8 protein-coding genes are annotated in these 9,493 nt (G+C 62.0%); 3 read left to right on the top strand and 5 right to left on the bottom strand.

Annotation, left to right across the window (positions count from 1 at the left end):
• Window position 1: 1 nt before the first annotated feature.
• Window positions 2-1,201: an adenosylhomocysteinase gene (locus AAF358_12060; protein ID MEM7706283.1), complete on the bottom strand. Its 1,200-nt coding sequence runs from the start codon at window positions 1,199-1,201 to the stop codon at window positions 2-4.
• Window positions 1,198-2,769 (bottom strand): amidohydrolase family protein, encoded by a 1,572-nt coding sequence (locus AAF358_12065; protein ID MEM7706284.1) that lies wholly within the window; start codon window positions 2,767-2,769, stop codon window positions 1,198-1,200. Before AAF358_12065 ends, AAF358_12060 begins: the two co-directional genes overlap by 4 nt.
• A 286-nt stretch (window positions 2,770-3,055) precedes the next feature.
• Here AAF358_12065 and AAF358_12070 point away from each other — a divergent pair, with 286 nt between their 5' ends.
• From AAF358_12070 to mscL, 3 genes are all read left to right on the top strand, one after another.
• On the top strand, window positions 3,056-3,811 hold the full coding sequence (locus AAF358_12070; protein MEM7706285.1) for an EAL domain-containing protein: 756 nt from the start codon (window positions 3,056-3,058) through the stop codon (window positions 3,809-3,811).
• A gap of 78 nt (window positions 3,812-3,889) precedes the next feature.
• Complete coding sequence (locus tag AAF358_12075) at window positions 3,890-4,750, top strand: neutral zinc metallopeptidase (protein MEM7706286.1); 861 nt, start codon at window positions 3,890-3,892, stop codon at window positions 4,748-4,750.
• A gap of 116 nt (window positions 4,751-4,866) precedes the next feature.
• Window positions 4,867-5,268, top strand: coding sequence for a large-conductance mechanosensitive channel protein MscL (gene mscL / locus AAF358_12080; GenBank protein ID MEM7706287.1), 402 nt, complete (start codon window positions 4,867-4,869; stop codon window positions 5,266-5,268).
• A 48-nt stretch (window positions 5,269-5,316) separates the two neighbouring features.
• Here the strand turns inward: mscL and idi are convergent, their stop codons facing one another.
• The 3 genes from idi to AAF358_12095 are packed head-to-tail and all read right to left on the bottom strand — an operon-like array spanning window position 5,317 to window position 9,207.
• Window positions 5,317-5,910 (bottom strand): isopentenyl-diphosphate Delta-isomerase, encoded by a 594-nt coding sequence (gene idi / locus AAF358_12085; protein ID MEM7706288.1) that lies wholly within the window; start codon window positions 5,908-5,910, stop codon window positions 5,317-5,319.
• Window positions 5,903-8,146 carry a hydroxymethylglutaryl-CoA reductase, degradative gene (locus AAF358_12090; protein MEM7706289.1) on the bottom strand — a complete coding sequence of 748 codons (2,244 nt, stop codon included), beginning with the start codon at window positions 8,144-8,146 and terminating at the stop codon, window positions 5,903-5,905. The genes idi and AAF358_12090 overlap by 8 nt, the downstream gene beginning before the upstream one ends.
• Window positions 8,143-9,207 carry a phytoene/squalene synthase family protein gene (locus AAF358_12095; GenBank protein MEM7706290.1) on the bottom strand — a complete coding sequence of 355 codons (1,065 nt, stop codon included), beginning with the start codon at window positions 9,205-9,207 and terminating at the stop codon, window positions 8,143-8,145. The genes AAF358_12090 and AAF358_12095 overlap by 4 nt, the downstream gene beginning before the upstream one ends.
• Between the last annotated feature and the right edge of the window lie 286 nt (window positions 9,208-9,493).

The raw sequence follows: 9,493 nt of genomic DNA on the forward strand, positions 1-9,493 counted from the left end.
GTTATTCGAACGTTACTCCGGCCGCCGAGAGCTTGAGCTCCGCCACGCGCCGGTCGACGTCCTTAGGAACGGGATACAGGCCCGGATCAGGCGTTGGGCCGGTCAGCAGCGCATGAACGCTCAGGGCCTGCAGCGCGAAGCTGGTGTCCATGATTTCCGCGGGATGGCCGTCTGCGCAGGCGATGTTGACGATGTGACCCTCGCCAAGGAGATACACCCACCCCTGGGGAAGGCGGGTTCCGGTCACGTTCTCACGCATCGTGCGTTGCTCTGAGCCGGCAGTGGCTAGACCGCTGGCATCGATCTCGTCCCAGAAATGGCCAGCGTTGGCGAGGACGGCGCCCGATTTGAGGTGCACAAAATGCGGCTCGCCCAGCGTTTGCGCAACGCCGGTAGCGGTCACCACAAAGTCGGCCTCTGGCAGCACGTCGGCAGCTCGACCGACGTGGTAACCGGTCATGAGGGCGTCAGCGGCCTTAATCGGATCGGGTTCAATCACCGCTACGCGAGCGCCGAGCCCAGCGGCGCGAAGGGCAATCCCACGACCGCACCAGCCAAAACCCATGACGCAAACGGATTTTCCCGCAACCGACAGGTTGGTGGTGCGCATCACCGCATCCCAAACCGACTGGCCGGTGCCGTGAACATTGTCGAACAGGTATTTGCAGCGGGCATCGTTGATGAGCATCACGGCCGTCTGCAGTTCGCCGGACGATTGACGCTCGCGCGCCCGTTCAACGCCCGTGGTGGTTTCTTCGCAGACGCCCGCCAGTTCCGACAGCAGCTCGGGGCGCCGGTCGTGAAGCACCTCCAGCAGGTCGCCGCCATCGTCCACGACCGCGTGAGGGCGCAGATCCAGCGCGTCACTCATGTTGTCCAGCATCTCCTGCGGGCTGGCGCCATGGCGCGCGTAAACTCGCAGGCCTTGGTCGGCCAGTGCTGCCACCACATCGTCTTTGGTCGAATCTGGATTACTGCCCGTAACCGCCACCTCCGCGCCGCCGCTGCGCAGTACCAGCGCGAGATTGGCGGTCTTGGCTTCGAGGTGAACGCAGACGACAATCCGCTTGCCGGCAAAAGGCTGCTCGGCACTGAACTCCTGTTCCAGCTGGCTGAGTATCGGCATGTGGCGCCGCACCCAATCGATTTTCTGCGCACCCTGCCGGGCCAGCTCGGGATGCGCGACGAGGTTGGGTTTCACGGGCTGGCGGACGGCCTCGGCGTTCGGTCCAATTCGGACTCAGCGCGAGCGTCGGCGACAAGCTGGCGAACCTCTTTGAGCAGTTCAGCGGTGTCATACACGATGCCATCTTTGATCGTGTAGCGAATGCCGCGGCTGCGCGTCGGCTTGTTGTCCGGGCCGAGCTTGAAATGGCCGGTGCCGTAAAGCACCTTAAAATTCGCCACGGGATTGTCCTGAACGACCACCATATCCGCCAGCTTCCCGACTTCGATCGAGCCGATGTCTTCGTCCAATCCGAGCGCCTGCGCGCCCGAGAGGGTGGCGGCCCGAATCACCTCCAGCGGATGGAAGCCAGCTTCCTGCAGGAGCTCGAGCTCCCGGATGTAGCCAAAGCCATAGATCTTAAAGATATAGCCCGAATCCGAACCGGCGGTCACCCGACCGCCATGATTCTTGTAGTCGTTGACAAACTCCATCCAGCGCTGAAAGTTGGCCCGCCAGGCGATCTCGTCTGCGGTGGTCCAGTCAAACCAGTACGACCCGTGCGCCGCACGGCTCGGCTGAAAAAACTGCCACAGATTCGGGTGCGTATATTCCTCGTGCCATTCGGCCGTCCGCGCCCGCATCAGGTCCCGGCTCGCCTCGTAGATCGTAAAGGTTGGGTCGAGCGTAAAGTCCAGCTTGATGAGCTCGTCGCGCACCGCGTTCCAGCGTTCGCTGCCTGGAGCCGCAGCCTGGAGCCAAAGCCGGCCGGCCTGGCCGAAACGGTGCTGTTCGTTGTTGTAGTTATAGTCTGCGGGATAGTCCTGCACGACCCTTGAGACGAACAGTGCCTCGGGGAGACCGTACCAATGTTCCATGGTCGTCAGCCCCAGTCGCGCCGAATCCAGCACGTTGACCCGGGTGACGGCCAGCTGAGCGTGGTGCATGGCGGTTCTCAAGCCGACCGCCTTGGCTTCGGTCAGCGCAGCCGCCATCACCTTGGGTGAGGCGCCAAAAAACTTGATGCCCTGCGCACCCTGGCGCTTGATGCGCCGGACCCAGGAACGAGCCTGCGCTGGTGTCGAAATCGGCGCCTCCGCGCCGGCTCCGAAAAAGGGATACGCTTCGATTCGCGGAGCGGTAATCGTGTTCTCTCGGCTGCGCAAGCGGTGATCCAGGCACCAGCGAATGCCGTTGCCGCAGGAAGGGTCGCGGATGGTGGTGATGCCGTGGCCCATCCAGAGCTTGAATACGTACTCGGCGTTCACCCCCTGTGCCGCCCCGCCCATATGGCCGTGCATGTCCACAAAGCCGGGCAGCAGATAGTGTCCCTCCAGGTTGATCTCGCGTGCGCCTTCAGCGGCCGGCGGTCTGTCGTTGGGATTGATCGGCAGGCCGGGGTAGCCGACGCTGTCGATATTCACAATCCGGTTACCCTCGATGGTCACATCGACGGGCCCGATCGGTGGTGCGCCCGTCCCGTCGATCAGGGTGACGCCACGCAGGATCAGCTGCTTGTAGGGACCCTCGCCCTCACCTCGATCCGGGGCTGCAGGGATCGCTCCCAGCGCCGTGGTGCTGAAACTCAGGCAGAGCAGCAGCATCAGCCGGTAAGCCGGGGTGAGCCGGAGGGACGGAAGGAGCACGGACATTCGGTAAACCTTTGACGGAGTTCCGGAATTATAGGCCTAAAAGCCCGCTTGTCGTAACGGCGAATCCAGGTACAGTGGGGGTGAGTGGGGAGTAGCGAGGTCACGGCTCGCGCCGCCTGACACCGGGTCAACACCGGTTGTCGGGAGTCCGGCAGGCGTGCCAGGTCCTTGAGGTAACATGCAGCTAGGGAAGGTGCAGGTAACCATGCGACGTTCGCAGCTATCGTCAGTCGCGCAGTTGAGTGATCTTATCGAACACGGTGAGATGTCTTACGCTGCCCAGCAGATCAAGCCGGTCACGCCGCGCAGCGGCTCCGAGCGTTGGTTCGAATGGCTCGTGCGGCCACCCCTGGAAGACCATTCGCTGTCGACCGCCGACTTTATCAACGCGGTGGAGAGTCTCGACCTGTCGCTGGACCTGGACACCCGCATCGTGAAAGACGCGCTCGGCTGGCTCGATATGCAGCCGATCAACACCCGACTCTGCATCAACGTTTCGACCGCCACGCTGGTGAATCGACACTTTTCAGAGTTTGTCGTGAGCACGCTGCAGCAGAGCCATCTGCTTCCCAGCCAGGTCTGTTTTGACATCACGCTTCACGAATCCGCTGGCCACTTCGCTGGGGTTAGTCGCTTTATCCGGGTGGTGCGGCAGGCTGGGTGCGTAGTGGCGCTCGACATGGGCATGCCGGGGAACGCGCTGCTGGGAATGCTCGCCCCCCTAGGGTTAGTCGACTATCTGAAGGTGGATCGAGCCATTGTCCAGGCGGCTCCCGGCAGTCCGGTGCACCGGGAGATGCTCGAAAGCCTTGTCGACTACGGCAAGCGGCTCAACCTGCCCCTGGTTGCGACCGGGGTGGATAGTGAACGACACCTCGAACTCCTGACCGAGCTCGAAGTTGAGTACTACCAGGGTTTTCTCGACGGGGAGCCGGTTATAGTGGCAGGGCAGGGCTTTCGCGATCAGTTCGATCCGGTCGAACGCTCAGCCTGATCCACACCGGGACCGCAGAAGGTCCTTCTCAGCCGCTGGGGGTTTATACTTCGGCTTTCCCACGAGCAGGATCAGGCCATGCGTTGGAGAAACCTTCGCCGAAGCAAAAACGTTGAGGATACGCGCGGCCAGCGCCGGGCGGCCGGCGGCGCCAAGCTCAGCGGCGGAGTCGTTATCATCGCCGTGATCGTTGCGCTGGTCACCGGACAAAATCCGCTCGCACTCTTGCAGATGCTCGGCGGGGCCGGGGGTGGTCAGAGCGCGTCGCCCCCCGCCGTGAACCCTGCCGTCGACGACGAAGCGGCGCAGTTTGTGAGCGCCATACTCGGATCAACCGAAGATGTCTGGCAGCGCGTTTTTCGCCAGTCGGGCCAGCAGTATCAGGCTCCGAAGCTCAGAATCTTTGAAAACGCTGTTACCTCAGCCTGCGGCTATCAGACCGCCGCTGTCGGACCTTTCTACTGCCCCGGTGACCAGCGCGTGTATCTGGACCTCAGCTTTTTCCGTCAGCTCGCTCGCATGGGAGCACCGGGGGATTTCGCCCAGGCCTACGTCATCGGCCATGAGGTTGGGCACCATATCCAGAACATCACGGGGATCGAACCGCGGGTTCGCCGGCTTCAGCGCAGCGGCAGCCAGACTCAGGCCAACCAACTTTCGGTGTTGATGGAGCTCCAGGCGGACTGCCTGGCCGGGGTCTGGGCCCATCACGCCAATCAGGCTAACCGCGTCCTTGAGCCTGGCGATGTCCAGGAAGGCCTTCGAGCGGCGGCAACCATCGGTGACGATGCGCTGCAGTCTTCAGCCGGCAAAGCCGTCCGCCCCGAGTCTTTTACCCACGGTACCTCAGCGCAGCGCGTTGAGTGGCTGCGGCTTGGGCTCAGCGGCGGCAACGCTGACTCTTGCGATACCTTCGCTAAAGCCGGCGTCCGCCTGTAGTCAACAACCCAGCGGACTGCTAGGCTCCGCAGATCCGAGGGCCAGCGACGCCTGCCTGAGCGCTGATCAGGCGGGATCGTTTATCGACTTACACACGATAGAAGAGAGTAGGGCAGATGGCACTAATTAAAGAGTTCAAAGAGTTTGCGTTGCGCGGCAACGTGATGGATATGGCGGTGGGCATCATCATCGGCGCCGCCTTCGGCAAGATCGTTTCATCGCTGGTGAAAGATGTGATCATGCCGCCGATCGGCGTGGCGATGGGAGGCGTCGACTTTTCCAATCTCGCCGTCACCATCCAGGAGGCCACCGAAGAGGCTGAGGCGGTGGTCATCAGCTACGGCGCCTTCATTCAGACGGTTGTCGACTTTCTTATTGTTGCGGCAGCCATTTTTGTGGCGGTCAAGGTGATGAACAACCTGAAGCGCAAAGAAGAGGAGGCGCCCGCCGCGCCGCCCGAGCCGAGTGAAGAGGTCAAGCTGCTGACCGAGATACGAGACGCGCTAAAGAATTCCTAGGCGCAGGGGTTTGCTGACCAAAGCCCGGCTTCGGCCGGGCTTTTTTCTTCAGGTCTCAGGCGGTGAAAGGTAGGCGTCGAGCCGGCCGCCAAACTCTTCTCCCAGCCGTTCCCACTCCATCTTGAACCAAGGCGTGAAGCGGTCCGGATGGGCATCCATTTCGGCGCTTAGGTCCGCTGGGCTGATATAACGCCAGGCTTCAATCTCGTTTTCATTGGCATGCACATCGCCGGCGGCCCGGCCGAGAAACACCGAACACAGCTCGTTCTCCGAGCCTTCCGGCCCAAAGCGTGCCTGGTACTGAAACTTGTAGACAAACTCCAGCTGGCTTTCCATGCCCAGCTCCTGGGCAAGCCGGCGATGGATCGCGTCGTCCAGCTCTTCCCCCTGGCGCGGGTGGCTGCAGCAGCTGTTGGACCAAAAAAGCGGCCACAGCCTTTTCTGCCCGCTGCGCTGCTGCAGCAGTAGCTCACCGCGGTCGTTAAAAATGAATAGTGAAAAGGCACGGTGCAGCATCCCGTCACCGTCGTGACACGCCGCTTTGCTGGCAAAACCTTTCGGCTGATCAAACCGATCAACGAGCACCAGCTGCTCTGACTCGGACGATACGACGGCACGACGGGCGGCAGCAGATCTAGCCAATTTCCACCTCCATGGCCTTGTACCCGGCGTCCTCGATCGCCTTCACGACCTTGTCGGAGTTTTCCGGGCACAGGGCGATAATCGAACCACCCCCGCCCGAGCCGGTCAGTTTGGCGCCAAGGGCGCCATTATCCCGAGCGATTTGAATGATCTCCTCCAGCTCCCAGGACGATACCTGCAGACCGTTCAGCATACCTTGGCAAACGTTCATCAGCTGACCGACGCGTTCGAGCTCAAACGCTTTGAGTGCTTCGAGCGAACGCAGCGTGAGCTGATCAATATCGTTAAAGATCCGGTCGTACATCCGGCGGCTGCTTTCCCAGCCGGAGCGGACCTTGGCCACCATTTTGGCGGTAAGGCTCTCCACGCCCGTCATGCCGATGACCAGCCTGATGGGCTGCGGCAGGCTCAGCTCTTCGACCAGCGGTGGGTCGCCACGCTTGAACAGCAGCATGCGGCCGTAGGTCGCCACCGAGTTGTCGATTCCCGACGCGTTGCCGTGGGCCATCTTCTCCGCCTCGAAGGCGAGACTGTTGATTTCCTGATCGGTCAGTTCGAGACGGAAGCGCTGGTCGAGCGCACGGATTATCGCCACCGCGACCGCGGCAGATCCGCCGAGACCCTGGGCGCGCGGCAGATTGGGAAAAACCTGGATATGCATCTTCTGATCCAGCAGGCCGAGGTGTTCCAGGATCATCGCGGCCGGCTTTTCGTATGGCTTGCGCAGCTCTGGCTCCGTGGCGATTCGTTGATCGACACCCCAGCGCGGAATGGAAAGCTGGATGCCCTGAGACCATTCGTCCACGCGCGCCTCCACGGCGAGCGGAATCGGCGCAGCGATCGCGTGTGACCCATAGACCACCGCGTGCTCACCCATCAGGATCGCTTTACCGCAGCCGGCAGAAAGGCCGTCGTCCGCCCTGACGTCGCCGTCAGCATGTGATTGTTGTTTTACGGTCGCCACAATCTGCCTCGCTTTCCAGATCTTAATTTCTCCGCTTTCAACCAGCCGATCCACCACCTGGTTGAATACTTCGGGCGTCGCTCCAGCTGCGGTGGCCACGCTGCGCGCGTGAAGCGTCATATGGCCCTGCTGAATGCCCTCCGTGGCCAGGGCCTTGAGCGCGGAAAAATTCTGCGCCAGGCCAACGGCCCCCATCACCTCCGCCAGCTCCACGGCGCTGCTGACGCCAAGGAGGCGAAGGTTGAGCGCCACGGTCGGATTCGACTGTAGCGGACCTCCGACAATGCCGACCTTAATCGGCACCTCGATCGTGCCCTCCAGGTCACCCTCAGCGGTTTTCCGCCACTGGGTCAGCGCAGTATACCGTCCCGCGCGCGCCGCGTAGGCGTGCGCCCCGGCCTCGATGGCCCGCCAGTCGTTGCCCGTGGCGATGGCCACCGCATCGATACCGTTCATCACCCCTTTGTTGTGCGTAGCGGCGCGGTAGGGATCGATATCGGCGAACTGGCTGGCGATGCAGATACCGTCGCGTACCTGTTCGCCGTCAAAGCCGCGCCTGGCGAGCTGATCTATCGGTATTACCGTTCGAGCGCGGACCATGGCGCGATCGGTGAGGTTGGACAGGATCCGCAGAAACACTTTGCCGCGGGTGATCTTCTCTACTAGCGAGGCTATGCCCTCACACATCGTGTTGACCAGGTTCGCGCCCATGGCGTCGCGCGTGTCGACGAGCAGATGAACCACCAGCATGTCGCCCAGGTCATGGGTGGTGTGCATCAGCACCTCCATGTCCCTGGCGCCGCCGCCGCGCGCAATCATCTTGGGGTGGAGGCTATTGGCCAGATTGATGATCTGCTCCTTACGCTGGAGCAGCCGCATTCTGGCTTGCGACGGGTGGGGCGCGCCGATAATTTGAACCTGGCCGATCAAGACCGGATCGGTGCTCTCAGCGGCAAAACCACCGCCGGCCCTGGCAGTCTTGGCGGCAGAGCTCAGGGCCGCAACGATGGAGGGCTCCTCCACCGCCAGCGGAACAACGTAGTCTTTGTCGTTGATCAGGAAATTCAGTCCTAAGCCAACGGGCAGGCCAAGTACGCCGATGACGTTTTCGATCATGCGGTCGGCGTTTTCGAGCGTCAGCATGTGCGACCCGTCGTTCAGCATCGCCTGATCGTGCTCGCTGAGCCAGCCACGCTCTTTGACGGCTTCGACCCGCTCAGCCACCGACAGCTTGTAGAAATTCGGGATTCGCGATTTGTGGCGTTCGGTCATCGAGGGGTTGCCCAGGCCTGGTTGGACCGCATCAATTCGGCTTTCAGCGGCAGGCCCCGGGCCAGCATTTTGAAGCCAAAGCGGAGCAGTCGATTACTCCTAGAGCAAAGGTTGCTGATCAGGAGGATCCGCCGCACAGCGCTCCGGGAGATCTTGACCGCGTCACCGGCGCGGTATTCCGGATGCCGGCGTATGCTCTGCAGGGTATGCACCGCCAGGCCGATGGCCCAGAGGCAGAACCGTCGGATGCCGGTCTCGCTCGACGGGATAAGGTGCACGTAGCCCAGCGCGTCGCGCAGGTAGGCGTGAGCCATGCCCAGCAGGTCCTCGATCCCTTTTTCGAACCGGTTCTGGAAGGCCGGACTATCGGCGTCCGCGAGGTTCAGCCCGTGACTGTGGAACAGCTCCTGCGGCAGCCAACAGGCGGCGGCGGCGCGGTCTTCCCAAAAGTCTTTGAGGATGTTGGTCATCTGCAGTCCCTGCCCGAAGGCCACTGCCAGCGGCATCATGGAGCTGCGGTGTGAGGCAATCGATTCGGAGTAATCGCAGAAGAGCTCCGTCAGCATTTCGCCGACGACCCCGGCCACGTAGTAGCAATAGCGATCCATGTCGGCGACCGTCGGCAGACCGGCGATCGACTTCTCCGCCTGGTACTGGGGCATGCCGTGACACATGATTCGGATGCACCGGATCAGCGCCGCGCGCTGGCGCTCATTGAAACTCCGGGTCACCGTGATCACGGTGGCGGTTTGCTCGATCAGCGTCACCTCATCAGCGAGGGTCTCCGGTGACAGCTGCGGCGCAAGTTCCCGGGCAAATGGTTCAGGGTTTTCGTGTCCTTCAACGACTTTGATAAAGCGGTCATGGAATTCCGCCTTCTGCTCTCGCTGGAGCTGGACGTCATCTTCGATCGTATCGGCGATGCGGCAAAGCAGGTAGGCGTTTGTAATGGGTTCGCGAAGCCCATCCGGCAGCTGCGGAATTGTCAGCGCGAAGGTCCGTGATACGCCAGGCAGCAGTTGATCCTGCACGCTGAGTGCATTGTGTAGGTTCGAACTCATGAAATGAAAATCACCATCCCCGATAGAGGCGCCCGCATTATCGCAAAACCGGCGCGTTTTTCACCCAATCAAGACTCCGAAACTTCGCCCTCACCATCGCTTCGATCGCGCCGCGCGGCACCGACGCCGAGCACCAAACCGCCATCGCTGCAGCGGCTGCCCACTCAGCGGACGCTTTTCTGGCCTCGGCGACTAAATTTACCGCGCGTCTGGCCGATCTGGATGAGCAGGCGGAGCTGGGCGTCTGGACCGCGGCGCACCGGAGGCTGGCGGCGCTGGCCGACAC

It is taken from the genome of Pseudomonadota bacterium, assembly GCA_039033415.1.
Taxonomy (GTDB): domain Bacteria; phylum Pseudomonadota; class Gammaproteobacteria; order Xanthomonadales; family SZUA-38; genus JANQOZ01.